General features: G+C 60.0%; 22 protein-coding genes. 8 read left to right on the top strand and 14 right to left on the bottom strand.

Translation table 11 applies throughout. The features are described 5' to 3' along the window. Nucleotides 1-127 precede the first annotated feature (127 nt). A complete protein-coding gene (locus tag FHK92_RS21540; RefSeq protein ID WP_181289848.1) occupies nucleotides 128-2,908 on the top strand; it encodes an RHS repeat domain-containing protein in 2,781 nt (926 codons plus the stop codon). A gap of 40 nt (nucleotides 2,909-2,948) precedes the next feature. Here FHK92_RS21540 and FHK92_RS21535 read toward each other — a convergent pair whose 3' ends face one another. The 4 genes from FHK92_RS21535 to FHK92_RS21520 are packed head-to-tail and all read right to left on the bottom strand — an operon-like array spanning nucleotide 2,949 to nucleotide 5,289. After that, nucleotides 2,949-3,392, bottom strand: coding sequence for a hotdog fold thioesterase (locus FHK92_RS21535; protein WP_181289847.1), 444 nt, complete (start codon nucleotides 3,390-3,392; stop codon nucleotides 2,949-2,951). Between the two features lie 46 nt (nucleotides 3,393-3,438). Beyond that, nucleotides 3,439-3,891, bottom strand: coding sequence for a phosphohistidine phosphatase SixA (gene sixA / locus FHK92_RS21530; protein ID WP_181289846.1), 453 nt, complete (start codon nucleotides 3,889-3,891; stop codon nucleotides 3,439-3,441). Beyond that, nucleotides 3,888-4,235 carry a DUF4389 domain-containing protein gene (locus FHK92_RS21525; RefSeq protein ID WP_181289845.1) on the bottom strand — a complete coding sequence of 116 codons (348 nt, stop codon included), beginning with the start codon at nucleotides 4,233-4,235 and terminating at the stop codon, nucleotides 3,888-3,890. Before FHK92_RS21525 ends, sixA begins: the two co-directional genes overlap by 4 nt. A 28-nt stretch (nucleotides 4,236-4,263) precedes the next feature. Continuing rightward, the gene (locus FHK92_RS21520) at nucleotides 4,264-5,289 is read right to left on the bottom strand and encodes an NAD(P)H-dependent glycerol-3-phosphate dehydrogenase (RefSeq protein WP_181289844.1); all 1,026 of its coding nucleotides are present in this window, start codon (nucleotides 5,287-5,289) and stop codon (nucleotides 4,264-4,266) included. A 199-nt stretch (nucleotides 5,290-5,488) separates the two neighbouring features. On the opposite strand from FHK92_RS21520, the gene FHK92_RS21515 reads away from it, so the two are divergent. The 5 genes from FHK92_RS21515 to fabB all read left to right on the top strand — a co-directional run bounded on the left by FHK92_RS21515 (nucleotide 5,489) and on the right by fabB (nucleotide 12,443). Further along, a complete protein-coding gene (locus FHK92_RS21515) occupies nucleotides 5,489-7,612 on the top strand; it encodes a TonB-dependent receptor plug domain-containing protein (RefSeq protein ID WP_181289843.1) in 2,124 nt (707 codons plus the stop codon). Further along, nucleotides 7,613-8,545, top strand: coding sequence for an ABC transporter substrate-binding protein (locus FHK92_RS21510; protein ID WP_181289842.1), 933 nt, complete (start codon nucleotides 7,613-7,615; stop codon nucleotides 8,543-8,545). Beyond that, nucleotides 8,542-10,446 (top strand): ATP-binding protein, encoded by a 1,905-nt coding sequence (locus tag FHK92_RS21505; protein ID WP_181289841.1) that lies wholly within the window; start codon nucleotides 8,542-8,544, stop codon nucleotides 10,444-10,446. Before FHK92_RS21510 ends, FHK92_RS21505 begins: the two co-directional genes overlap by 4 nt. A gap of 249 nt (nucleotides 10,447-10,695) precedes the next feature. Beyond that, complete coding sequence (gene fabA, locus FHK92_RS21500; protein WP_030138344.1) at nucleotides 10,696-11,211, top strand: 3-hydroxyacyl-[acyl-carrier-protein] dehydratase FabA; 516 nt, start codon at nucleotides 10,696-10,698, stop codon at nucleotides 11,209-11,211. Between the two features lie 11 nt (nucleotides 11,212-11,222). Next, the gene (fabB, locus tag FHK92_RS21495; protein ID WP_181289840.1) at nucleotides 11,223-12,443 is read left to right on the top strand and encodes a beta-ketoacyl-ACP synthase I; all 1,221 of its coding nucleotides are present in this window, start codon (nucleotides 11,223-11,225) and stop codon (nucleotides 12,441-12,443) included. Nucleotides 12,444-12,656: 213 nt separating this feature from the next. On the opposite strand, the gene FHK92_RS21490 is transcribed toward fabB, so the two are convergent. Then, on the bottom strand, nucleotides 12,657-13,121 hold the full coding sequence (locus tag FHK92_RS21490) for a DUF3859 domain-containing protein (RefSeq protein ID WP_030138342.1): 465 nt from the start codon (nucleotides 13,119-13,121) through the stop codon (nucleotides 12,657-12,659). Nucleotides 13,122-13,330: 209 nt separating this feature from the next. Beyond that, a complete protein-coding gene (locus FHK92_RS21485; protein WP_181289944.1) occupies nucleotides 13,331-14,323 on the bottom strand; it encodes an amidohydrolase family protein in 993 nt (330 codons plus the stop codon). A 141-nt stretch (nucleotides 14,324-14,464) separates the two neighbouring features. On the opposite strand from FHK92_RS21485, the gene FHK92_RS21480 reads away from it, so the two are divergent. Next, entirely contained in the window at nucleotides 14,465-15,325 is an 861-nt protein-coding gene (locus FHK92_RS21480) for a pirin family protein (protein ID WP_181289839.1), read from the top strand. A gap of 141 nt (nucleotides 15,326-15,466) precedes the next feature. Here the strand turns inward: FHK92_RS21480 and FHK92_RS21475 are convergent, their stop codons facing one another. From FHK92_RS21475 to FHK92_RS21460, 4 genes are all read right to left on the bottom strand, one after another. Next, complete coding sequence (locus FHK92_RS21475) at nucleotides 15,467-16,195, bottom strand: dienelactone hydrolase family protein (RefSeq protein WP_030138339.1); 729 nt, start codon at nucleotides 16,193-16,195, stop codon at nucleotides 15,467-15,469. A 70-nt stretch (nucleotides 16,196-16,265) separates the two neighbouring features. Next, the gene (htpG, locus tag FHK92_RS21470) at nucleotides 16,266-18,170 is read right to left on the bottom strand and encodes a molecular chaperone HtpG (protein ID WP_181289838.1); all 1,905 of its coding nucleotides are present in this window, start codon (nucleotides 18,168-18,170) and stop codon (nucleotides 16,266-16,268) included. An 87-nt stretch (nucleotides 18,171-18,257) separates the two neighbouring features. Continuing rightward, a complete protein-coding gene (locus FHK92_RS21465; RefSeq protein WP_181289837.1) occupies nucleotides 18,258-18,719 on the bottom strand; it encodes a PaaI family thioesterase in 462 nt (153 codons plus the stop codon). Further along, complete coding sequence (locus FHK92_RS21460; RefSeq protein WP_181289836.1) at nucleotides 18,716-19,192, bottom strand: PaaI family thioesterase; 477 nt, start codon at nucleotides 19,190-19,192, stop codon at nucleotides 18,716-18,718. Before FHK92_RS21460 ends, FHK92_RS21465 begins: the two co-directional genes overlap by 4 nt. A 136-nt stretch (nucleotides 19,193-19,328) precedes the next feature. On the opposite strand from FHK92_RS21460, the gene FHK92_RS21455 reads away from it, so the two are divergent. After that, entirely contained in the window at nucleotides 19,329-19,580 is a 252-nt protein-coding gene (locus FHK92_RS21455) for a hypothetical protein (protein ID WP_030138335.1), read from the top strand. A 77-nt stretch (nucleotides 19,581-19,657) separates the two neighbouring features. Here FHK92_RS21455 and FHK92_RS21450 read toward each other — a convergent pair whose 3' ends face one another. The 4 genes from FHK92_RS21450 to sucC all read right to left on the bottom strand — a co-directional run bounded on the left by FHK92_RS21450 (nucleotide 19,658) and on the right by sucC (nucleotide 24,520). After that, nucleotides 19,658-20,395 (bottom strand): DUF599 domain-containing protein, encoded by a 738-nt coding sequence (locus tag FHK92_RS21450; protein ID WP_181289835.1) that lies wholly within the window; start codon nucleotides 20,393-20,395, stop codon nucleotides 19,658-19,660. Nucleotides 20,396-20,639: 244 nt separating this feature from the next. Further along, nucleotides 20,640-21,953, bottom strand: coding sequence for a branched-chain amino acid transport system II carrier protein (gene brnQ / locus FHK92_RS21445; protein ID WP_181289834.1), 1,314 nt, complete (start codon nucleotides 21,951-21,953; stop codon nucleotides 20,640-20,642). Between the two features lie 516 nt (nucleotides 21,954-22,469). Further along, nucleotides 22,470-23,354 carry a succinate--CoA ligase subunit alpha gene (gene sucD / locus FHK92_RS21440; protein WP_003179236.1) on the bottom strand — a complete coding sequence of 295 codons (885 nt, stop codon included), beginning with the start codon at nucleotides 23,352-23,354 and terminating at the stop codon, nucleotides 22,470-22,472. Then, on the bottom strand, nucleotides 23,354-24,520 hold the full coding sequence (sucC, locus tag FHK92_RS21435; RefSeq protein ID WP_003179235.1) for an ADP-forming succinate--CoA ligase subunit beta: 1,167 nt from the start codon (nucleotides 24,518-24,520) through the stop codon (nucleotides 23,354-23,356). Before sucC ends, sucD begins: the two co-directional genes overlap by 1 nt. Nucleotides 24,521-24,699 lie beyond the last annotated feature (179 nt).

Below are 24,699 nucleotides of genomic sequence, written 5' to 3'. Positions count from 1 at the left end.
TCGCTCCATCGATTATCGATTATCGATTATCGATTCTCCCTTGGCACCTGTCAGACCTTACAGTTGACGCTTATATCGGCTTGGCAATAACTACAGCGGTGGCGACACTTTGTCCGAGGGGAATTGCATGCATGCCAAGACACCGACCGTTTCCGTGCAAGACGCCCGAGGACTGGGCATCGCCTCGGTAGCATACTTTCGCAATGATCCGGCAACGATGCCCGAAGCCCGGATCCATCGCCATATCCATGATGTCGCCGGACACGCGGTGCTCAACTACGACCCCCGCCTGTTCAAGTTGCTTGAGACCGAGCCGGATGTCCGCCCCAACCTGAGAACCGTCTTCAGCCTCACGGGCGCGGCGCTCTTTACCGACAATGTCGATGCGGGTTATCGCCTGGCATTCTTAGGCTTGGCCGGTCAGCATCTGGTTGGCTGGGACAGCTTGCACACCCAGGCGCAAACCGAATATGACACGCTGTTGCGCCCCGTCAGAACCATTGAACAGGCTCAAGGCTCGCATGCCAGAAAAAATGCGTTCTACGCCTACGGGGGAAACGCCCCTGAGCTAGCCTCGCGCAATCAATGCGGCCGATTGATCCGCCACGATGATGATGCGGGCACGGTCCTGTTCAACCAATATGCCCTGACGGGCGGGGTCGTTTCGCAAACCCGGCATTTCCTCCAGGAGCTGAACGAGCCGGACTGGCCCATCGATGAGGCAGACAGGGATCTGTTGAATGAGACTGGCATTGGAGCGACCGCTCGCATCGCTTATAACGCCTTGGGCAACGCAATCCTGCAAGCAGATGCGCAAGACAACATCCAGCAATCGGATCTGGATATCGCCGGCCAGCTCCGGCAAGTTCGCTTGAAACTCGCGGGGCAAACGCACGAGACATCGCTGCTGAACGACATTCGCTACGACGTGAACGGCAATGTCGAACGGCAGACCGCCGGTAACGGCGTTGTCAGCGAGGCAGTGTACGACCCACGTGACGGTCGCCTGATGAATGTCAAGGCCGGCCTCGTGGGTCAGCCACCGTTGCAGGACCTGGCCTATGGTTATGATCGTGTCGGCAATATCCTCAGCATCAGAGACGCGACGCGGGACACCCGCTTCTTTCGTAACCAGAAGATCGAGCCGGTCCAGTCGTACGTCTACGACAGTCTTTACCAACTGATCAAGGCGACTGGCTGGCAACGTATCGGTAGCCACAACGGCCCACAAGAGCCGGTTTTCGTTTCGCCTCCCGATCCGGGACAACTGGAGAATTATCGGCAGGTCTACAGCTACGACGACGGTGGCAATCTCACGACGCTGGTGCATACCGCTGCCAGCCACGGCTGGACACAACGAACGACGATTTCGAAATACAGCAACCGCGCACTGGAGCAGAAAGCCGACGGCAGTTTGCCCGACGAGGATGAAATCACTGCCGGGTTCGATGCCAATGGCAACAGGACACAATTATTGGCGGGCCAGGATTTGACCTGGAGTTTAAGCAATCGCCTGCGCCAGGTTGATCAAGTGGTGCGTGAGGACGCACCTAATGACAGCGAAATCTATGTCTACGACGGAACTGGCCAGCGCAAGCGCAAAGTTCGCCTGACCTACACAGCCCTCACGCGCACCCATGAGGTGCGCTACTTGCCCAGCCTGGAGATCCGCACCTCGCCTTCCGAGGAGGTCCATGTCATTTCGGTACAAGCAGGACGTTGCGCCGTGCAGGTCCTGCATTGGAAATCAGGATCCCCGCACGCCGATCAATACCATTACAACCTGACGAATCACCTGGGCTCCAGTACGTTGGAGCTCGATGACCGCGCCAACCTGGTCAGCGAGGAAATGTACTACCCCTACGGAGGCACGTCGTGGTGGGCAGGCCCGGACAAAGTTCAAGCGAGCTACAAGACCCGGCGATACTCCGGCCAGGAGCGCGATGCCACGGGGTTGTACTATTACGGACAGCGGTATTACGCGCCTTGGCTGGGGCGCTGGATCAATGCCGACCCGGCTGGGACCGTTGACGGTCTGAATCTCTTTCGGTTTGTTCAAAACAACCCTGTGACCTTTCTTGATAGCGACGGGCAGATCACTGAGGAAGCCATCGCGGCCTTCAACCATGCCCTGACGCGAGGAGAAGCATGGAAGGAGCTTGGTGCAACGTCCAACCCTTTCATGGCCTTTCAGAAACTATCGAAATACAACATCACACGCCTTGAAACGAAACTTGAAGAGCACATCGATCTGGAGAACGCCGATAAATTTTTCCTGGGTCCATTCAATGCCAAGCCATTTCATATCGTTCACTTTTCAAACCAGGATCTACGCCAGGAAGACAATGTCGTTGAACTCTTCTCCAGAAAACAACTGCTCAATCGTGGCCTAGCGTTCAGCACAGAAAATACACACGAGGATGACCTGGAGGAGCTGGCAACCGATGACTTTGTCTTTTTTTCGTTAGAGGCATCGCAGAAGCCGGTGAAGCCCAGCAGCCGCTTCGGTGATCAACGCTACAGAACGCCGCTATCCGCGCTGCAGGACAGTGGGCAGTTGGAAACCTCCATGCTTCAGACCCTGGACATCCTTCAGCCTGGAATGAGGCCGAAAGAGGCCCCTCCCTGGGTAGAGGATAAGTATGATTACACGGTTGATTTCGCTATGAGGGATGGCGCAGATGAAAACACTCAACGCCTTCGCGCAATGTTTGTCGGCGAAGATATGATCCGTGGGATGGGGATCAACGTCATGATCGACGTCCTGACCTATGCGGAAACCCCATCGGACACTCTTATTGATATACCGGCCGAAACACTGATGAACAGCCTTTATCGACCTCAGGTATTGGTGCCGAACACCGTGAAATTGCAGCCGCACCAATACGTCTATAAGAAAACAGGCTAAGCACCTTTAAATGCTTGCCTGCCCTCATGGCCACTGAACCTCAGGATGCACGCGGATTTTCCCCCAACGGCACCACCGCCATGGTCAGGCGCGATACGCAGTTGACCTTGCCGTCATCATTGACCAGGCGGATGTCCCAGACCTGGGTGGTGCGCCCCAGGTGAACCGAGCGGGCCGTGGCCGTGACTCGTCCGCTGCGCACGCCGCGCAGGTGGTTGGCATTGATCTCCAGGCCTACGCAGTAGAACTTGCTGGTGTCCACGCACAGGTAGGCGGCCATGGAACCGACCGTTTCGGCCAGCACCACCGACGCGCCGCCATGCAGCAGGCCAAATGGCTGATGAGTACGGTGATCGACGACCATGCTCGCGGTCAGGGACTCGTCGTCGAAAGACTCGAAACGAATGTCCAGCACTTCGCTGATGGTGTTTTTACCAGCGGCATTCAGTTGTTCGATATTCGGAGTGGTGCGCCACAGACTCATCGTTGCCGTTCCTTTGTGATGTTTGTTTTGCTTGGAACCGTTTGTTTCAGGGATGCCTGAGGCTCTTGAGCTTCATCGCGCCGGCCAGCGGCAGATCACCTTCCAGCTCGGCCAGGCCAGCCGTTGCGACCTGTTCCGGTTGCTGCAAGTGACCGTGCTGCAAAAAGCCCAGCAGGCTGCCCACCAGCGGGTTATGGCTGACCAGCAGAACGTTGTCCTGATCGTCCAGGTGCTTCAACACCTCGGCCGGACGGGTCTCCGGCGTCAACCAGTTCACGGTGATCAATTCAGGCTCGAATCCGAGGGCCTCGCGCACCAGTTGCGCGGTCTGCTGCGCGCGCGCGTAAGGGCTGGCATAAATGGCCCGCAACGGTTCGCCCATCAATCGACCGGCGCTGAGCAGCACTTCTTCGCGACCATGGATCGTCAACACCCGCTCCGGATCGGGACGGGCCCCGTGGGGCTCGGCCTCGCCATGACGCAATACCCACAGTTTCATAACTTCGGCTCCTCGTCCCGGACCGGGTGCGGTGCCGGCGCCACGGCGTGGGGCGCTTCGCCTTCCGGTGTGCGTGGGGTCGGCCAGTCGGCGAATGGCCAAGGTTTCTGGTCACTGTGGAAGGTGCCAAAGCGGCCGATCTGCGCGAGGAACTGGCTCACGCTGTCGCCAAAATTCATCAGGCTGGCGCTCGGTGCGCCGTAGATCAGCCGATAGATCAATTGCACCAGCACCACGGCGCCGAGGATGAATTGCGCCACCTGCCAGACCAACAGGTAAATCACCATCCACAGCACGCGCAGCAGGATGGATTCGTATTGAGGCTGCCCTTTCGGATCGTTCATGGTTCGCTCCTGCTTGCGGTCATGGGAATCAGTTGAAACCGCTGGTGGAAATAAAATCAACGTCGGTCTTGGGTTCGCCACGCATCAACAGTTCGATCACCTGCTCCAGCGTGCGCCCTTCAAAGAGGATCGCATGCAGACCGGCGACCAGCGGCATGTACACGCCAGCCTCCTGGGACTTGGCCTTGAGCACCTTAAGGGTGTTGACCCCTTCGGCCACTTCACCCAGGCGCGACACGGCCTCGTCCAGGCTCAGGCCTTGTCCTAAGGCGAAGCCGACCTGGTAGTTGCGGCTTTTAGGCGAAGAGCAGGTGACAATCAGGTCGCCCACCCCGGCCAGCCCGAGGAAGGTCATCGGATTGGCGCCCTGGCTGACGGCGAAACGGGTCATTTCCGCCAGCGCCCGGGTGATCAGCATGCTTTTGGTGTTCTCGCCCATGCCCAGGGCGACCGCCATGCCGGCGATGATCGCGTAGACATTCTTCAGCGCCCCGCCCAGCTCCACGCCGAAACGATCCGCGCTGGCATAGACGCGGAACGTGCGGCCATGCAGTGCGGCCTGGACACGCTGGCACAGTTCTTCATCTTCGCTGGCGACCACGGTGGCGGTCAGGGCATGCTCGGCGATCTCGCGCGCCAGGTTCGGCCCGGAGATCACGCCGATTCGCGCCTTGGGGGCGATCTCCTCGAGAATCTCGCTCATCAGCTTGAAAGTCTGCGCCTCGATGCCTTTGGTCAGGCTCACGAGCATTTTGCCGCTCAAGCGTTCGGCATGGGGCGCCAACACCGAGCGCAAGGCGCTGGAAGGCAGGGCGACGAAGAACAAGTCGCTGCCTTCGAGTGTTGCCTGCAAGTCAGTGACCGGCTCCACTTCAGGCCGGACCTTGATGCCTTTGAGGTAACGCGGATTCTCTCGGTTGACCCGGATGGCCTCGGCCTGCTCGGGGTCACGCATCCATTGGCGCACCGCGTGGCCGTTTTCCGCCAGCAGGTTAGCCACGGCAGTGCCGAAACTCCCGCCTCCCAGGACCGCAATCGGGCGCTGTTCAGTCATATGCAATCCGTTCTTCCGTACCAAGTGGCAATGCGGGGCATTATACGGAGCGGCCGGACCACGACCAGCCCCGTCAGTAATTACCCATCGCTGTAGCAAGCTGACCATCATTTCCCAGGAAAATGCTGTCAACGTGAATGGAAAAGTCGTTCGGCTCGGTTAACATGCCTGCCATCCTTTCGTTATCCAAGGCTGTGCCGTGTTTGTTGGCCCCTTCCGTCCAGGTTCTTCACTGCTATTGGCGCTGATCATCAGTCCGCCGGTGGTGGCCGACGATTTGTTCGTGGACAGCCAGGCCGTGCCCCAGGTGTTGACCGCCACGCGCCTGAAACAGTCGCCGGCCGCAGTGCCGGGCAGCATGACCGTACTCGACCGTGAATTGATCAAGGCCAGCGGCGCCCGGGACATCAGCGAACTGTTGCGCCTGGTGCCGGGCATGATGGTCGGCAATCTCAGCGGCAACCAGGCCACCGTCAATTACCACGGGAGCAACGCCAGCGAAGCGCGGCGCATGCAGGTGCTGATCGATGGCCGTTCGGTGTATCGCGCCGGCCTGGCAACGGTGGACTGGAGTGATATTCCGGTCGCCATGGAAGACATCGACCGGATCGAAGTCTTCCGGGGCCCGAACACCGTCAGCTACGGTGCCAACGCGCTGATGGCGGTAGTCAACATCATCACCCGCTCCCCGGCCGACAGCCACGGCACCCGACTGAAGATCACCCGGGGCCAGCGGGGGATCGGCGACTGGTACGCCAGTCAAGGCAGCGGTTGGGAAAACGGCGATTTCCGGCTCTCGCTGTCCGGCCAGGAAGACGACGGTTTCGACAGTGACCGCAACGGCGCCGATTACCGCGACAGTCGACGACTGGACCGCTTCAACCTGTCCGTCAGCCATACCCTGGACGAATCCCAGAGCATCGATTGGCAATTGAACGCCAAGGACGGGACCAATCAGCGGCCCTACACCTATCGTCCCGTGTTCGCCGGGATTACAGCGGCTGGGGATAACTCCGACGTCATCGCCAAGGATTACGCCGGTTCGCTGCGCTGGAACCTGGATCTGAACCCCAATCACAGTCTCTATGTACAAGGCTCGATCCAGCATTGGGATCGCCAGCAAACCTGGCGCGCCTGTGACGCAGAGGTGTCCTTCAGCCCGCAATTGACCGACCTGTGGCAACTCAACCCCAACTATGCCGAGAAGCTGGCGCGCAGTATTCCCGGTTCCCTGACGACCGGGGTTCCCGCCGGTACCGCACAGGAACAGGCGCTGGCCAATCAGGTACTTGATCAATGGCGCAACGGTGCTTCCCAAACACTGTGCGGCGACATCGACCAAAGCGCCCGGGAGTCGCGCTATGACCTGGAGATCCAGGACACCCTCAGCCTGTCCGACAGCCTGCGGCTGGTCACCGGGGCGAATTATCGCTACGACCGGGCCGACTCGGAGACCTACTTCAATGGCACCCTGGACGACACCACCTACCGCTTGTTCGGCCAGCTCGAATGGCGAGCCAGCGAACATTGGCTGCTGCAGGGCGGCGCGATGTTCGAAGATACGCACCTGACCGGCAGTTCGCTGACGCCGCGGATGGCGGTCAACTACCTGATCACCCCGCGACACGGACTGCGGGCGGTATATTCCGAGGCGGTGCGTTCACCGGACATGTTCGAAAACAACGTCAATTGGAGCTATCAGGTCACCAACCTGAAGCCCGCCGCATTCGGTCAGGACAGCGCACGCTATTTCGTGCGCACGCGCGGCCCGGGGAATCTGGATCAAGAGCACATGCGCTCCCGAGAGCTGGGTTACAACGGCTATTTCATGGACCTTGGCCTGACAATGGATGTGAAGCTGTTCCATGACGAAATCACCGGGATGATCAGCGAACCCCTGCGCAACAACCAATACATCGCCAGCAACAGCAACGAATCACAGTTCACCGGTGCCGAGACCCAACTGGACTGGCGCGTGACCCTAACCGATCGGCTGCGCCTGACCTACGCCTACGTCGATGCCCTGGCGAGCAATCCCCTCGACGAACAACTGACCGCCCGCAACAGCGGTTCCGCCGGCTGGCTGCGCGATTGGGGCAAAGGTTGGAACAGCGCGGTCTTCTACTACGCTGCCGATGCCCTCAATGGCTACCGCTACGAGCGAGTCGACACCCGCCTCGCCAGGCGAATCCCCTTGGGCAAGGCCAGCCTGGAGCTGGCGGGGGTGATGCAACAGCGGCTCGACGATCAACCGACCACTTACGTCGACAATCGCTACGACTCCCGTCACGTCCTGTATTTCAGCGCAGAGTTGTCCTTCTAGATGTCTCGGGGCCAACCACGCAAGACGCCATTCCGTGGCCGCCTGTGGCTGTTGCCGTGGCTGGCTTTTGCCAGTCTGCTGACCGTCACCGAGGCCCGGGCTGCCGAGATCTTGTTGACCGGCGCCCAGGATAGCCCCGGCGTGCAGTCGTTTACCCAAGCCTTGCAGGCCCGACGCCCCTACGACAATGTACGCTTTGCCCCGCTGGCCAGCCTGCCGACGCCGGACCGGTTACCCGGCGACCTGCGCCTGGTGCTGCTGGATTTGCCGAGCCTCGATTGGCGCCTGCAGAAGATCCACGGACCGGCCACCCTGGTGCTGCGGATCAGTCGCCAGCAAGCCCGCGACCGCCTTGGCGATGCAACGCCCGAGCAACTGAGCCTGCTCTGGAGCGATCCGCCGATGGCGCGGCAACTGCGCCTGATCCGCCAGGTCCTGCCGCAAGTGCGACGGGTCGGCATACTGTTCGACAAGCACAGCGAGTTTTTACTCAAGGATGCCAATCAGGCAGCGCCTGCCCTGGGTCTGGAAATTGTCGGCGAGCGCTGGGACGACAGCAGTGACAGCCGCCCGTTGCAGAACCTGCTGGGCCAAAGCGACGTGTTGCTCGGCCTGGATGATCCCGACCTGTACAACCCCAAGACGGTGAAGAACCTGTTGCTCAGCAGTTATGCCCGGCAACGCGCGCTGATCGGCCCGAGCCCGGCCTTCGTCAAGGCCGGCAGCCTGGCCAGCACCTACAGCGACCAGGAAGACTGGCTGGCGATTCTCGACGATCTGCTCGACCGCCCCGCCACCACCTGGCCGCGCAGCCTGTACCCGGCCCGCTTCAAAGTCTTGAGCAATCAACAGGTCGCCCGCTCCCTGGGGATCGAACCGATCGATGCCGAATCCGTCGCTGCGCAGTTGGCAGAAGGAGAACACCGCCCATGACCTTGCGCCGTCGTTGGGATATCCACACCCGCACCCAGCTCATCGCCCTCGGCCCGGCATTATTGCTGACCGTGTTGCTGATCGGTTTCTTCACTTTCGTGCGGATCCAGGACTTGCGCCAGGAACTCAACCACACCGGACAACTGATCGCCAACCAACTGGCTCCGGCAGCGGAATACGGCGTCATTTCCGGCAACAACGAAGTGCTGGAAAGCCTGCTCACCGCGACCCTGGCAACGCCCCATGTGCGATTCCTCGAAGTCCAGGACCGCACGGAGCGGGTCCTTGTATACGTCGAGCAACCGGCCCAGACCCGCAATCATTCACAACAGGTCGAAGTGTTCCAGGCCCCGGTTCGCCTGCAGCGCATTGCCCTGAACAATGACTTCCTGCAAGGCAACAATCCGACCACCGAAAGGCCCGGCGAAGATTATCTGGGCCGGGTAATCGTCGGCATGTCCAATGACGCCTTCAGCCAGCGGCAGCAGGAGATCCTGCTCAAGGCGGCGATCCTGGCGTTGTTCGCCCTGCTGTTCACGTTCCTGGTGGCGCGGCGCCTGGCGGCCGACCTGTCACGGCCGATCCGCGACATCGGCAACGCGGTCAAGGCGATCCAGCAAGGCGACTACAACGCCCCGCTGCCCATCGTCGACGACGGCGAACTGGGGGCTTTGTCACGGCACATCAACAACCTCGCCGATGGGCTGGAGCAGGCCAGCCGTGAACAGCACCAGGCCATGACCCAGTTGATCAAGACCCGGGAAGAAGCGGAAAAAGCCAACAGCGCCAAGTCCGAATTCCTGGCGATGATGAGCCATGAACTGCGCACGCCGATGAACGGCGTCCTGGGCATGCTGCAACTGCTGGAAACCACCCACATGACCGATGAACAGCACGAGTACACCGCGCTGGCTTCGGAATCCACCGAGCACCTGTTGAAGGTGATCAACGACATTCTCGATTTTTCGCGCATCGAACGTTCGGCACTGGAGCTGGAACACATTGCGTTCAACCTGGCGGAGCTGGTCGGCAGTTGCGCCCAATCGTTCCAGCACAGCGCCGCGCAGCGCAAGCTGGGCCTGGACCTGCTGATCCCCGACGACATGAAGCCGCTGCAGGTACAAGGCGACCCGACGCGGATCCGGCAGATCCTGGTGAACCTGATCGGCAACGCGCTGAAGTTCACCGACCAGGGCCGCGTTACCGTGCAATGCCAATGGCAGGCCCTGGACCACGAACTGCTCTGGTTCACCTGCACGGTGCGTGACAGTGGCATCGGCATCTCGGCCGAGAGCCTGGAGCGGATGTTCGACGCGTTCCAGCAGGCCGACAGTTCGATTTCCCGGCGCTACGGCGGTACGGGCCTGGGCTTGCCGATCGCCCGCACCCTGGCCGAACGCATGGGCGGCACGCTGCGAGCCCAGAGCGAGGAAGGCCAGGGCTCGGTGTTTACGCTGGAGATCCCCCTGGCCCTGTCTCGCCTGGCTCCTCCGCCGTTGCTGCCCCCACGCCTGCCCGGCGGAAGCGGTGATGGAGAAGGCCGCAATGTCCTGCTGGTAGAAGACAACCCGGTGAACCAGACGGTGATCGAAGCCATGCTGCGCAGCCTGGGCTTCAAGGTCAGCGTCGCCACCGATGGCGCCCAGGCCGTACGCAGCGCAGAGAGCCTGATTTTCGAAGCGATCCTGATGGACTGTCGGCTGCCGGTCATCGATGGCTACGAAGCCACCCGGCAGATCCGCCAATTGCCGGGCTGCACCGACGTCCCCATCATCGCCCTGACGGCCAATGCATTGCAGGGCGACCGTGAAGCCTGCCTGGCGGCAGGCATGAACGATTACCTGGCCAAACCCTTCAAGCGAATTGACTTGCAGCAGACTCTGCAACGCTGGGTAGGGTAAATACGGGGCCTTGGACTATCTGCGACTGGCGTGAAAGGCGAAAGTGCGGCAGTCTTAGGCACCCGGACACGCCTCGAGCGGGACAGGAATAACAATTTCAGTGCACAGGTGTACATTCATTTCCCGTGTGCTGTGACTTTCACTACAACGCAATAGTCTATGAGTAGGCTGCCGACTCGAGGCATGAACGCTTCGATCGGCCGGGAAGATTTGCCCCACCCTGCCGCATGGGACTATTGAGGAGCTCGCATGACCAAACAAAACGCCTTTACTCGGGAAGATCTGCTGCGCTGCAGTCGCGGTGAGCTGTTCGGCCCTGGTAACGCGCAACTGCCCGCCCCCAACATGCTGATGGTTGATCGCATCACCCATATCAGCGATGAGGGTGGCAAGTACGGCAAAGGTGAATTGGTCGCCGAGCTGGATATCACTCCAGACCTGTGGTTCTTCGCCTGTCACTTCGAAGGTGACCCGGTGATGCCCGGCTGCCTGGGCCTCGACGCCATGTGGCAACTGGTCGGCTTCTTCCTCGGCTGGCAGGGCCTGCCAGGCCGCGGTCGCGCCCTGGGTTCGGGCGAAGTGAAGTTCTTCGGTCAGGTACTGCCGACTGCGAAGAAGATCACCTATAACATTCATATCAAACGCGTCCTCAAGGGCAAGCTGAACATGGCCATTGCCGATGGTTCGGTTGCCGTGGATGGTCGCGAGATCTACACCGCCGAAGGCCTTCGGGTCGGCGTTTTCACCTCCACTGACAACTTCTAAGGGTTATCCGCATGCGCCGCGTCGTTATCACTGGTCTGGGCATCGTTTCGTGCCTGGGCAATGACAAAGAGACCGTCTCCGCTAACCTGCGTGCAAGTCGCCCTGGCATCCGGTACAACCCGGAATATGCCGAAATGGGTCTGCGTAGCCAGGTTTCCGGCTCCATTGACCTGAACCTCGAAGAGCTGATCGATCGCAAGATCTACCGTTTCGTCGGCCACGCGGCGGCTTATGCCTACCTGGCCATGAAAGACGCCATCGCTGACTCCGGCCTGACCGACGAGCAGGTGTCCAACGTGCGCACTGGCCTGATCGCCGGTTCGGGCGGCGCGTCGACCTTGAACCAGATGGAAGCGCTGGACATCCTGCGCGAGAAAGGCGTCAAGCGCGTCGGCCCTTACCGCGTCACGCGGACCATGGGCAGCACCGTTTCGGCGTGCCTGGCCACTCCTTTCAAGATCAAGGGCCTGAACTACTCGATCTCCTCCGCTTGCGCCACCAGTGCCCACTGCATCGGCACCGCGGTCGAGCAGATCCAGATGGGCAAGCAAGACATCGTGTTCGCCGGCGGCGGTGAAGAAGAACATTGGAGCCAGTCGTTCCTGTTCGATGCGATGGGCGCCCTGTCCAGCAAACGCAACGACACCCCGCAAACCGCTTCCCGCGCCTACGATGCCGACCGTGACGGTTTCGTCATTGCCGGCGGTGGCGGCATGGTCGTGGTCGAGGAGCTGGAACACGCCCTCGCCCGTGGCGCGAAAATCTATGCGGAAATCGTCGGCTACGGCGCCACTTCCGACGGCTACGACATGGTCGCGCCAAGCGGCGAAGGTGCCGTGCGCTGCATGCAGATGGCCATGTCCACCGTCGATACGCCAATCGACTACCTGAACACCCACGGCACCTCGACTCCGGTCGGCGACGTCGCGGAGATGAAAGGCGTACGTGAAGTGTTCGGCGACAAGGCCCCGGCCATCAGCTCCACCAAGAGCCTGTCGGGTCACTCCCTGGGCGCCGCCGGCGTTCACGAAGCGATCTACTGCATGCTGATGATGGAAGGCAACTTCATGGCAGGTTCCGCCAACATCGACGAGCTTGACCCGGAAGTGGCCGACCTGCCGATCCTGACCAAGACTCGCGAAAATGCCACCATCAACACCGTGATGAGCAACAGCTTCGGCTTCGGTGGCACCAACGCTACCCTGGTGATGAAGCGCTGGCAGGGCAAGTAAGCCCCGCCGCGACGCCACACACAAAAACGCCCCGACTGGTTCGGGGCGTTTTTTTTGTCTGCTCAATAAACCGCAGATGCCAGAGAGCATCCCTTTGTGGGAGCGAGCTTGCTCGCGATGAGGCCGGATCAGTCAATATCGAAGTTGGCTGATCAACCGCTATCGCGAGCAAGCTCGCTCCCACACAAGCTCGCCCTCAAATTTGACTCCGCTTCAGCGCACGACAAACCGCTGCTGCGTCAGCAACCGATCGCCCTGGAACACCATGAACCGCCACTCCCCCGGCACCACTTCGTGGCTTTCAGTGAATTCATAGGCCATGACATCCTGGGGCGCGCCGGGCACCAGTTTCTGGATAACCTCGAACTTGTCGTGGCGCACGCCATCGGGCGTACGGATACCCGGGGTGAAATACAGCAAGGTCAGCGGCTGGTCATTCTCGATCTTGCCCGCCAACTGATAGCGCATACCAAATTTGGTGCCCAGCTTGGCCGGAACACTTTCGGTCTGGCGGATCTGCTCATTGCTGCGACGCAGGACCCGCTCGCCCGACTGCAACTCGGCCTTCGGTCCTTCGAAGACCCCATATTCCACCGGGCCTTCGACACGGACTTCAGCCTGGGCCAGGCCGCAGGTCAACAACAACGCGAGCAGTGCGCTTGAACGGGTGAGGTGCATGGTGCGCTCCTTGATTGAGATGAGCGCGAGGGTATGACGCGGGGGTGACAGGCTGATGACAGAGCGATGTTGGCCAGGCCACCGATAGCTCGGGGATAAGGTTGACCTGTGGCGAGGGAGCTTGCTCCCGCTCGACTGCGCAGCAGTCGCCAGATTTTGGGGCTACTGCGTAGCCCAGCGGGAGCAAGCTCCCTCGCCACAAAAGCAACTCAACGCGGCACTGAGCGCGGCAACACCGCCAGGAAGTTATCCCGCGCCACTTTTCTCGCTACGTCTTCCGGCAAAGCATCGAGGAACGGATCGAAGCCGTGCAATTCCTTACCCAACTTGTTGAATCGTCCTACCACGTCCGACCCCACCATGAAGCGCTCCGGGAAGCGCTCCACGAGCTTTAGCCATTTATCGCGAGGCTTACCCGCCTCGTCCAGCAGATACGGCGTGAGCAGGCTCCAAGACAGGTCAATGTATAGATTGGGGTATGACTCAAGCATCCGCGTCAGAGTAGGCAGCAGAAAATCCAGCTGGGTCTGATGCCGGTGAATCTCCAGGCTCGTGCCAGCATGAGCCCAGATGAACCGTGTGTGCGGATGATTGCGCAACGGCTCTTCGATTTCCGCCAGGTACAGCGGATTTTTCTCACGCTTGGAGGTGATATTGGAATGGAGCATCACCGGCAGGTCGTTTTCCGCCGCCAAGTGATAGATGCGTGTCATAGCCTCATTGTTGGCGCGCGGCGTGTCGCCTGAGGTCAGCGCCGTCAGATCGTCATGACGGGTAAACACTTCGCCGATGCCTTGCCACAGCCCCGGATAGAGATCGAGCATGCGCTGGATGTGGGCGTCGGAGTTTTTGTCGTTGGGGTTGAAGCCTGACAGGAAGGGATGGAAGTGCTGGCGTTGCTCAGCAGGGAGCTTGGAGACCGCTGCAGCGACGATCACGTCGGTGGCGCTGTACCAATAGGCGTCCGCATCGTCACCGGCGTAATAACGCGGACGCTTGGGTTCGTCTTCGTGCCATTTCTTCGCCACGGGCACGCCGGAAATCATCACGTGCTCGATGCGATTGTCCGCCATCGCCTTGAGCAGCTTGGGCATGCCGGCGGTTTCCTGGAAGAAATCAACGTAATGCAGGTGCGCATCACTGTAGGCATATTCGCGAGCCACGGCGGCGCTGCTCACAATGGCCAGCAGACAAGCGAACATCAGACGGATCGACACGGGCGCTCTCCAGAAGCCATGAGCAGCATAGACCCCCGCCGTCCCGCCTGGGTTCAAGCCGTCGCTGCCGTCCGTTGCAAGCTCGGGTTATGCTTCGCCCATTCGTCGTTCAACCTGGAAGACACCATGACCGCTCCCCTGATCGTTCGCCCCCGTGCAGAGGACGTGGAAGGCCAGCCGATTCTTCGGCCCTTGCCGTCCGCCAAATGCCGTAGCGTCGGACCTTTCGTGTTTTTCGACCATATGCTGCAGACGTCCTACCCGGCGGGCAAAGGGATGAACATCCGCCAGCACCCACATATCGGCCTGTCCACCCTCACCTACCTGTTCGAGGGCCAGATCCAGCACAAGGACAGCCTCGGTTCCGATCAGGTGGTCAACGCCGGAGACGTCAGTTGGATGACCGCTGGCAGCGCGATTGCCCATGTCGAACGCACGCCGCAGGCATTGGTGAAACGAGGTTTTGTCATGCATGGGCTGCAAGTCTGGCTGGCCTCGCCCAAGTCCCATGAAGAAGGCCCTGGACACTACAGTTATCATCCGGCCAACAGCCTGCCGGTCAGCGATAACCTGGGCGTCAGCATTCGCATGATCGCCGGGTCAGGCTTTTGCCTGGAATCGCCGGTGCCGGTGCTGTCGCCTACGCTGTATGCCGAACTGCACCTGCAAACCGCGACGACCTTGCTGATTCCCACGGAACATGAAGAGCGCGCGTTGTATGTCCTGGGCGGTGAAGCGCAATTGGACGGTGAGCCACTGGAGCCCCGTTCGCTGGTCATATTGCCCGCCGGAGAAGAAATGACGCTGTCGGCCGACAGCGATTGCCATGCCGTGCTGTTCGGCGGTGCGCCCTTGGACGGGCCGCGGCGAATGAACTGGAATTTCGTCTCCAGCGACCCGGCCCGGATAGACGAGGCCCGCCGGCGCTGGGCGGCTGGAGACTGGCCAACTGTGCCGGGGGAAAGCGAGCGGATCGAGTTGCCCTGATTTCAGGGTTGCCTGTCAGGCAGCCATCGCGAGCAAGCTCGCTCCCACAGTTGACCGAGGTGCCCGCAGCATTTGCGAACGCTTAGAGCCAGTGTGGGAGCGAGCTTGCTCGCGATAGCAATCAGACAGACGACAGCGCAATCAGCCCTTGAACACTTCATCGAGCAAATTGTGCATCGAGCGGAACGCCCGCCCGGCAACCTTGGCGTTGTACATCATCTTGCCGGGCACGTTGGCCTGCGGGTCGGTAAAAGAGTGCACGGCACCGCCATAGCTCAGCAGTTGCCAATCCACCCCAGCGGCGTTCATTTCATCCTCGAAAGCCGGCAGTTGTTCTTTCGGCACCAACGGGTCGGAGGCGCCGTGCATCACCAGGACAGCGCCCTGGATGTTCTGCGCATCGGCCGGGTTCGGCGTGTCCAAGGTGCCGTGGAACGAAATCGCGGCCTTGAGCGGCGCACCGGTGCGAGCCAGTTCCAAGGAACAGCAACCGCCAAAGCAAAAGCCGAACGTGGCCAGTTTCGAAACGTCGACCTGTGCTTCGCCCTGGCTTTGCAATTGCTCGAATGCGGCCTGCATGCGCTTGCGCAACAAGGCCCGGTCGTTCTTGAGCGGCATCATCGCCGCACCGGCCTCGTCGGCATTGCTCGGGCGCACCGTTTGCCCGTACAGGTCGGCAATCAGCACCACGTAACCGTTCGCCGCCACTGACCTGGCGATTTCCTCGGCTCCAGCCCCTACGCCCATCCAATTCGGTGCCATCAGCAAACCCGGGCGCGGGCCCTGCTGGTGGGTATCGAAGGCCAGGCGACTTTCATAGGTTTGGCCATCGAGCTGATACACCACCGAACGAACCGTAATCTGACTCATAGTTGACTTCCCCTTGGCGGAACAATGGAAATGAAAAAACCCGCCGAAGCGGGTTTTTCCTACAACGTGATTAAGCTGACAATTCAACCAACAGCTTGTTCAAGCGCCGGACATACGCCGCCGGGTCTTTCAGGCTGTCGCCGGCCGCCAGGGCCGCCTGGTCGAAGAGGATATGCGACAGGTCGCCAAAACGCTCTTCGCTCTGCTCGTTGTCGAGCTTCTCCACCAGCGGGTGAGCCGGATTGAATTCGAAGATCGGCTTGGAATCCGGGACCTTCTGGCCGCTGGCTTCGAGGATCTGGCGCATTTGCAGGCCCAGGTCCTGCTCACCGATGGCCAGGATCGCCGGGGAATCGGTCAGACGGTGGGAAACCCGCACTTCGCTGACAGCATCGCCCAATGCAGTCTTGATCCGCTCCACCAGGCCTTCCTTGCTCTTGGCCACTTCCTCGGCGGCTTTCTTGTCTTCTTCCGAATCCAGGTTGCCAAGGTCCAGGTCGCCACGAGCGACATCGACGAAGCTCTTGCCGTCGAACTCGTTGAGGTAGCTCATCAGCCACTCGTCGATGCGATCGGTGAGCAGCAGCACTTCGATGCCTTTCTTGCGGAAGACTTCCAGGTGCGGGCTGTTCTTGACCTGTGCATAAGTCTCGCCGGTCAGGTAGTAGATCTTGTCCTGGCCTTCCTTGGCGCGGGCCAGGTAGTCGGCCAGGCCAACGATCTGCTCGCCGTCGTCGCCCTGGGTCGAGGCAAAGCGCAGCAGGCCGGCGATCTTCTCTTTATTGGCGAAGTCTTCGGCCGGGCCTTCTTTCATGACCTGGCCAAAATTCTTCCAGAAGCCCTTGTACTGCTCGGGCTCGTTCTTCGCCAGCTTCTCAAGCATGTCCAGGACACGCTTGGTCAGCGCCGATTTCATGGAATCGATGATCGGATCTTTCTGCAGGATTTCCCGCGAAACGTTCAGCGACAAATCGTTGGAGTCCACAACTCCCTTGATGAAGCGCAGGTACAGCGGCAGGAACGATTCGGCCTGGTCCATCACGAATACGCGCTGCACATACAGCTTGAGGCCGCGTGGCGCTTCGCGCTGGTACAAATCGAACGGCGCACGGGCCGGTACGTACAGCAGCGAACTGTATTCCAGCTTGCCTTCGACCTTGTTATGGCTCCAGCTCAGCGGATTTTCGTAGTCATGACCGATGTGCTTGTAGAACTCCTGGTATTCCTCGTCCTTGATCTCGGTGCGAGGACGGGTCCACAGGGCACTGGCGCGGTTGACGGTTTCCCATTCCACTTCAGGCTTTTCTTCGCCTTCGGCAGCGGTGACTTCCTTCGGCAGCTCGATTGGCAGCGCGATGTGGTCGGAGTACTTCTTGATGATGTTGCGCAGACGCCAGCCATCGGCGAACTCTTCTTCGCCAGACTTGAGGTGCAGGACGATGCGGGTACCGCGATCGGCCTTGTCGACAGTGGCGACTTCGAACTCGCCCTCGCCCTTGGACGCCCAGTGCACGCCTTCGCTCGCAGCGAGGCCGGCACGGCGGCTGAACACTTCGACGTGGTCAGCGACGATGAACGCGGAATAGAAACCAACGCCGAACTGACCGATCAGGTGGGAATCCTTTTTCTGATCGCCGGACAGGTTCTTCATGAAATCGGCGGTGCCGGACTTGGCGATGGTGCCCAGGTGCGTGATCACCTCGTCGCGGCTCATGCCGATACCGTTGTCTTCGAGGGTGACGGTCTTGGCGTCCTTGTCGAAGCTCACACGGATTTTCAGCTCGGCGCCGCCTTCCAGCAGTTCTGGCTTGGACAGCGCTTCGAAACGTAATTTGTCGACAGCGTCGGAGGCGTTCGAAATCAGCTCGCGGAGGAAAATTTCCTTATTCGAATACAGCGAGTGAATCATCAGGTGCAGCAGTTGCTTCACCTCGGTCTGGAAGCCCAGGGTTTCCTTTTGAGTTTCCACGCTCATGGTCATCAAACTCCAAGTGGATGGTGGTGTCCGCCTCGCAGAGATTGGCGGCGGGATGTCCTCAAGGTGGGGGCAACTCGGGTGATTTCAAGAGCCGGCCGGCTTGGAGGACGCCGGGATCTTGAAATGGGCTCGGGCGGTGGCGATGGGTTCGGCTTCAGCTTCCTGCCAGGCGGTGATCGCAACGTTGGCCACACGCCGCCCCTGGCGCCAGACCTGGCATCTGGCATAGGTATCGCGAAACTGCCCGGCCCGCAGGTAATCCAGGGAAAAATCGATGATCTTCGGCACACCGGCCGCACGGGTGGCGATCAGCAGATGAACGGCGGCCGATAGCTCCATGAATCCGGCGATGACCCCGCCGTGGATAGCAGGCAGTAAAGGGTTACCAATGTTGTCCTTATTGGCTGGTAGGCAAAACAGCAATTCATCGCCCTGGCGCGCGCATTCGACGCCGATGAGTCGTGCATAGGGAATCAAGGCCAGCAGCCGTCCGACGTCGCCCTGCTCGCACGCCTGGCGCAGTTGCGTCTCAGTGATATCGGTCATGGTTTTTGCGCAGCCGCCGTCAGGCCGCCCTTTTTCATTCCCCGGGCGCTGTCACCCAGGCGCATGAACGTGCCGACCGCATGGGCAATGGGCTGCTCCGGATCGTCCTGGTAGGCAAACCCACGGCTGAAGATCACGTCCGGCGTGACCCGATAGCATTGAGCGAAGCCATAAATCGCTTTGTCGGGCATGGCGGCGTGCATGTAGTCGATACGCAGGTCCAGGGTCGGACAGACTTCAAACTGCGGTAACACGTACAACGTCGACATGCCGCAGGCGGTGTCCATCAAGGTGGTCAACGCACCGCCATGGACAATCCCAGTCAGGGGATTGCCAATGATCTGTGGGCTGTAAGGCAACACGACGGTCAACCCATCGCGACTGGCGCTGTGCAGCTTCAAGCCCAACACCTGGCAGTGCCTGAGCGCAGATAAAAAACGTGTCGCGCGGTCAAAAACGGAATCTTCAGCCATCGGTCCAATACTCCTTCAAGGTAGGCGATAAAGTTCCATCTACAGGCAAGTTATATATCTATGGCTTCAGGAGGAACTTAACCCCGGGGGCGCGGCTCCAACGGCCAGTAGTTATATCCATAAGGAGAAACACCCCATGCGTAAGACTTTTGCTATTGCCTTGATGTTGGCCGCCTCCCTCGGTCTCGCCGCCTGCGATAAAAAATCCGAGGACAAAGCTCAAGATGCCAACCAACACGCTGAACAAGCTCAGCAAGACATGAACAAAGCACAGGATAAAGTGAACGACGCGGCGAAAGAAAACGCCGAAGCTGCCAAAGCTCAGTCTGAATCGAACAGCGCCGCCCAGCAGGAACAAGCACCTGCCACCGCGCCTAAAACCAACTGATACGGTTTTAGCAGCAAAAGAAAACCCGCCTGGTGCGGGTTTTCTTGTATCTGGCATTCACGAAAGTTGCTGCGTCATCAGGCCGCTTCCTTGCCTGCCTCGGGCGCTGGCGCTTCGGTAGGCGTATAGACCATCACATCCAATACATCGGAATGAAACTCGCGCTGATACAACACGAAGACCACGCCGGCACTCATCAACATGAATAACCAGGGGCTGACGAACCAGGCCAACATGGTCATGCCGAAATAATACGAACGCAGGCCGAAGTTGAACTGGTTGGCCGCCATGGAAATAACCCGTGCGGCCCTTGACGCAAAAGCCTTGCGCTCCTGCTCGGACACATGCCGCTCACCGATCATCGGCGCCGACCCCACCAGGACCGCAGCGAAGTTGTATTGGCGCATGCACCAACTGAACGTGAAGAACGCATACACGAACACCAGCGCCAGGCACAGCAACTTCACTTCAGCCATGCCCTGTGAGGCTTGTTGTACCAATGGCAGGTCCGCCAGCAACGACACCGCCCGGTCGGACGCCCCGAGTACCGTCAGGATGCCTGCCAGGATAATCAGTGTACTGGAGGCAAAAAACGACGCGTTGCGCTCCAGGTTGCCGATCACGCTGGCATCGGCGATACGGTTGTCGCGTAGCAGCATGCGGCGCATCCAGTCTTCGCGGTAGAGGTGCATGACACTGGCCAGGCAGGCCGTATCGCGTGCTTTCCATGAGGCGTAACGGGTGTAGCCGGCCCAGCAGACAATGAACCAGATCGCGGCCAGAAGATGGATCAGGTTGGCTTGGATGAATGACATGCAGTTTCCTGTGGCAGAAACAAAATCGGTGGCAATAGTATCAGCGAACCCTGTGGGAGCAAGCCTGCTCCGGGCGGCGATCCGACGATAGCGGTATAACCGTCACTTCACTGTCGGTAGCTCCTGCGCTTTCGCGAGCAGGCTCGCTCCCACAGTCCACGGAAAAAGACACTGCGCACAAAAAAATGCCCCGTATCGATCGATACGGGGCATTTGTTTTATTGGCAAACTGACGGCGAACGGCTTATGCCAAGGCCTCGCTCCGCTTGCCCAGCAACCGATCACAGACCACCGCGACCGCAAGGGTCATGACCGAAGGCACCAGCCACGCCAGGCCTTGCTCGCTGAGCGGCAGGTGAGCGAGTTGCGTTGGCATCCAGTCCGCCAGACCGGCGCCCTTGAGCGCATCGATCAGGCCAAACAGGAACGACACCAGCATCACCGGGCCGACGATGCGCCCTTGCTCTTGCCAGAAACCCTTGCAGAAGCTCAGGGCCACCAGGGCGATGCACGGCGGGTAGATCGCGGTGAGGACCGGAATCGAGAACGCGATCAGCTTGGTCAGGCCCAGGTTGGACACCAGCAGCGAGAATACCGCCAGGATGACAACCAGGGTCTTGTAGGACAGCGGCAGGACGCGGCTGAAGTATTCCGCGCAGGCGCAGGTCAGGCCGACCGCCGTTACCAGGCATGCGAGGGAGATCAGCACCGCAAGGAAACCGCTGCCCAGGCTGCCGAACGTGTGCTGCACGTAGGCATGCAGAACGGCGGCGCCGTTGGTCGCGCCCACCGCTACTTCATGACTGCCCGAGCCCAGGCGGAACAGGCTGACGTAGACCAGCGCCAGGCCCACGCCGGCGATCAGCCCGGCGATGATCGCATAACGGGTGATCAAGGCCGGCGACTCGACGCCTCGGGAACGGATCGCGTTGACGATGACGATGCCGAAGACCAGGGCGCCCAGGGTGTCCATGGTCAGGTAGCCATTGATGAAGCCCTGGGAGAACGGTGCCGCCACATATTCGGGAGTCGCCACGCCGATATCGCCGGCTGGCAAGGCAAACGCGGCGATACCGAGTACGGCCAGGGCGATGATCTTCAGCGGCGCGAGGAAACGTCCGACGGTATCCAGCAAGCGGCCCGGGTAGAGCGAGATGAAGAACACCAGCAGGAAGTACATCGCGCTGTAGAGGAACAGCGCCAACGGGCTCTCACCGGTCAACGGCGCCAAGCCGACTTCGAACGATACGGTGGCGGTTCGAGGCGTAGCGAACAGCGGACCGACCGCCAGGTAGCACACCGCGGCCAGCAAGCCACCGGCAATCTTGCCGATCGGGCTGCTCAAGGCGTCCATCGCACCACCGACCTTGGCCAGCGCGACGACCGTGATCACCGGCAACCCTACAGCTGTGATCAAGAAGCCCAGCGCCGCCATCCAGACATGAGGTCCGGACTGCAAACCGACGATAGGCGGGAAGATGATGTTGCCGGCCCCGACGAACAGGGCAAATGTCATGAAACCAAGCGCCAGGATGTCCTGACCTTTCAACACTTTCATTAAGGAAACCACACTACTGAATCGGAATTTAGAGAGGGATTTCCCTTATGGGTGAGGGAAATGCTGTCGATCCGTATGGGACCGACCCGTTTAGCGCGTCGCTTCCTTGTGGGCAGCGGTCGCAAAATTGGCCGCCAGACTAACGAATTTGCGCGCAAAACGCACTGTTACAGGGCGAACTATCCGATACACGACGTATCTGTGTCGCGTTTGCGTATCTATTTTTCCGAGCCGTGCCTTCTCCAAGCAGTACATCCCCCGTGGCGAGGGAGCTTGCTCCCGCTCGGCTGCGCAGCAGACATGAACCGGACAACGCATTTTGTCTGAATAAATACCGGCGCCTGAATTGGGGCTGCTGCGCAGCCCGGCGGGAGCAAGCTCCCTCGCCACAAGAGCAGTCCCTGCGCTTTCCCCCGGTCGCCGCTCCCGTGGAACGGTTGCACAATCCCATTCCAGAAACGACAAAGGCCACCCGAAGGTGGCCTTTGTTGCTGGAACAAAAAAGTCAGCCGAAGCTTACTTCTTCATTTCCCAGCCAGTCAGCTCGGCCAGGGCCTTGCCGATGTCTGCCAGCGAACGCACGGTTTTCACGCCTGCGTCTTGCAGTGCAGCGAATTTCTCGTCTGCAGTGCCTTTGCCGCCGGAGATGATTGCGCCAGCATGGCCCATGCGCTTGCCCGGAGGAGCAGTCACACCAGCGATGTAGGAAACAACCGGCTTGGTCACGTTTGCCTTGATGTAGGCAGCGGCTTCTTCTTCAGCGGAACCGCCGATCTCACCGATCATGACGATCGCTTCGGTCTTCGGGTCTTCCTGGAACAGCTTCAGGATGTCGATGAAGTTGGAGCCTGGGATCGGGTCACCGCCGATGCCGACGCAAGTAGACTGACCGAAACCGGCGTCAGTGGTCTGCTTCACAGCTTCGTAGGTCAGGGTGCCGGAACGGGAAACGATACCGACCTTGCCTGGCAAGTGAATGTGACCTGGCATGATGCCGATCTTGCATTCGCCTGGAGTGATCACGCCTGGGCAGTTAGGGCCGATCAGGGTGATACCCAGCTCGTCGCACTTGACCTTGGCTTCCAGCATGTCGATGGTCGGGATGCCTTCGGTGATGCAAACGATCAGCTTGATGCCGCCGAACGCTGCTTCAAGGATGGAATCCTTGCAGAAAGGAGCTGGAACGTAGATCACGCTGGCGGTGGCGCCAGTGGCAGCTACAGCGTCTTTCACGGTGTTGAACACCGGCAGGCCCAGGTGCTCGGTGCCACCTTTGCCTGGCGTTACGCCGCCAACCATCTTGGTGCCGTATTCGATGGCTTGCTGGGTGTGGAAACTACCTTGCGAACCGGTAATACCCTGGCAGATAACCTTGGTGTCTTTGTTGATCAGGACGCTCATTATTTGCCCTCCGCAGCTTTAACGACTTGTTGAGCAGCGTCGGTCAGGCTGGTAGCAGCGATGATGTTCAAACCGCTTTCTGCCAGTACTTTAGCGCCCAGCTCAGCGTTGTTGCCTTCGAGGCGAACAACAACCGGGATTTTCACGCCGACTTCTTTCACGGCGCCGATGATGCCTTCGGCAATCATGTCGCAGCGAACGATGCCGCCGAAGATGTTGACCAGTACTGCAGCGACGTTGGTGTCGGACAGGATGATCTTGAACGCTTCGGTAACGCGTTCCTTGGTAGCACCGCCGCCCACGTCGAGGAAGTTGGCTGGCTTGCCGCCGTGCAGGTTGACGATGTCCATGGTACCCATGGCCAGGCCAGCGCCGTTGACCATGCAACCGATGTTGCCTTCCAGGGCTACGTAGTTCAGTTCGAACTTGGCAGCGTGCGCTTCGCGCGGATCGTCTTGCGACGGATCGTGGAAAGTCTTCAGCTTAGGCTGACGGTACATGGCGTTGGCGTCGATGTTGATCTTGGCATCGAGGCAGTGCAGGTCGCCGTCGGCCTTGATTACCAGCGGGTTCACTTCCAGCAGTGCCAGGTCATGGTCCTGGAACAGCTTGGCCAGACCTACGAAGATCTTGGCGAACTGAGTGACCTGCTTGCCTTCCAGGCCCAGCTGGAATGCCAGCTCGCGGCCCTGGAATGGCTGTGCGCCAACCAGTGGATCGATGGTGGCCTTGAGGATTTTCTCAGGGGTGTCGTGAGCGATTTTCTCGATGTCCACGCCACCTTCGGTGGAAGCCATGAACACGATGCGGCGGCTCGAACGGTCAACGACAGCGCCCAGGTACAGCTCTTTAGCGATATCAGTGCACGATTCAACCAGGATCTTGGTGACTGGCTGACCGTTGGCGTCGGTCTGGTAAGTCACCAGACGCTTGCCCAGCCACTGCTGTGCGAAGGCTTTGGCGTCTTCTTTGCTGCGAACCAGCTTGACGCCGCCCGCTTTACCGCGACCACCGGCGTGAACCTGGGCTTTGACAACCCATTCGCTGCCGCCGATTTTGTCGCAAGCTTCTGCTGCCGCTTCCGGGGTGTCTACAGCGTAGCCGGTGGATACTGGCAGGCCGTACTCAGCGAACAGCTGCTTACCCTGATACTCGTGAAGATTCATGCTTATTACCGTCTTCGTTAGGTACTGCGCATTCGGTGCTGCACCGTTGTGGTGCCGCACCACCTGTGACTGCTGCTTGCGTAGCGTTCCGGTGAACCGGTGCCACTACGCAAGGCTGCGTCCAGCGGATATTCCGCGGTGAGTCTTGCTCGCAAGGCTCGCGACGGGCCATACCGCCG

The organism is Pseudomonas brassicacearum subsp. neoaurantiaca (assembly GCF_013608025.1).
GTDB lineage: Bacteria > Pseudomonadota > Gammaproteobacteria > Pseudomonadales > Pseudomonadaceae > Aquipseudomonas.
Note: the sequence above shows the minus strand (reverse complement) of the source record. Positions and strands in the feature narration are given on the sequence as shown.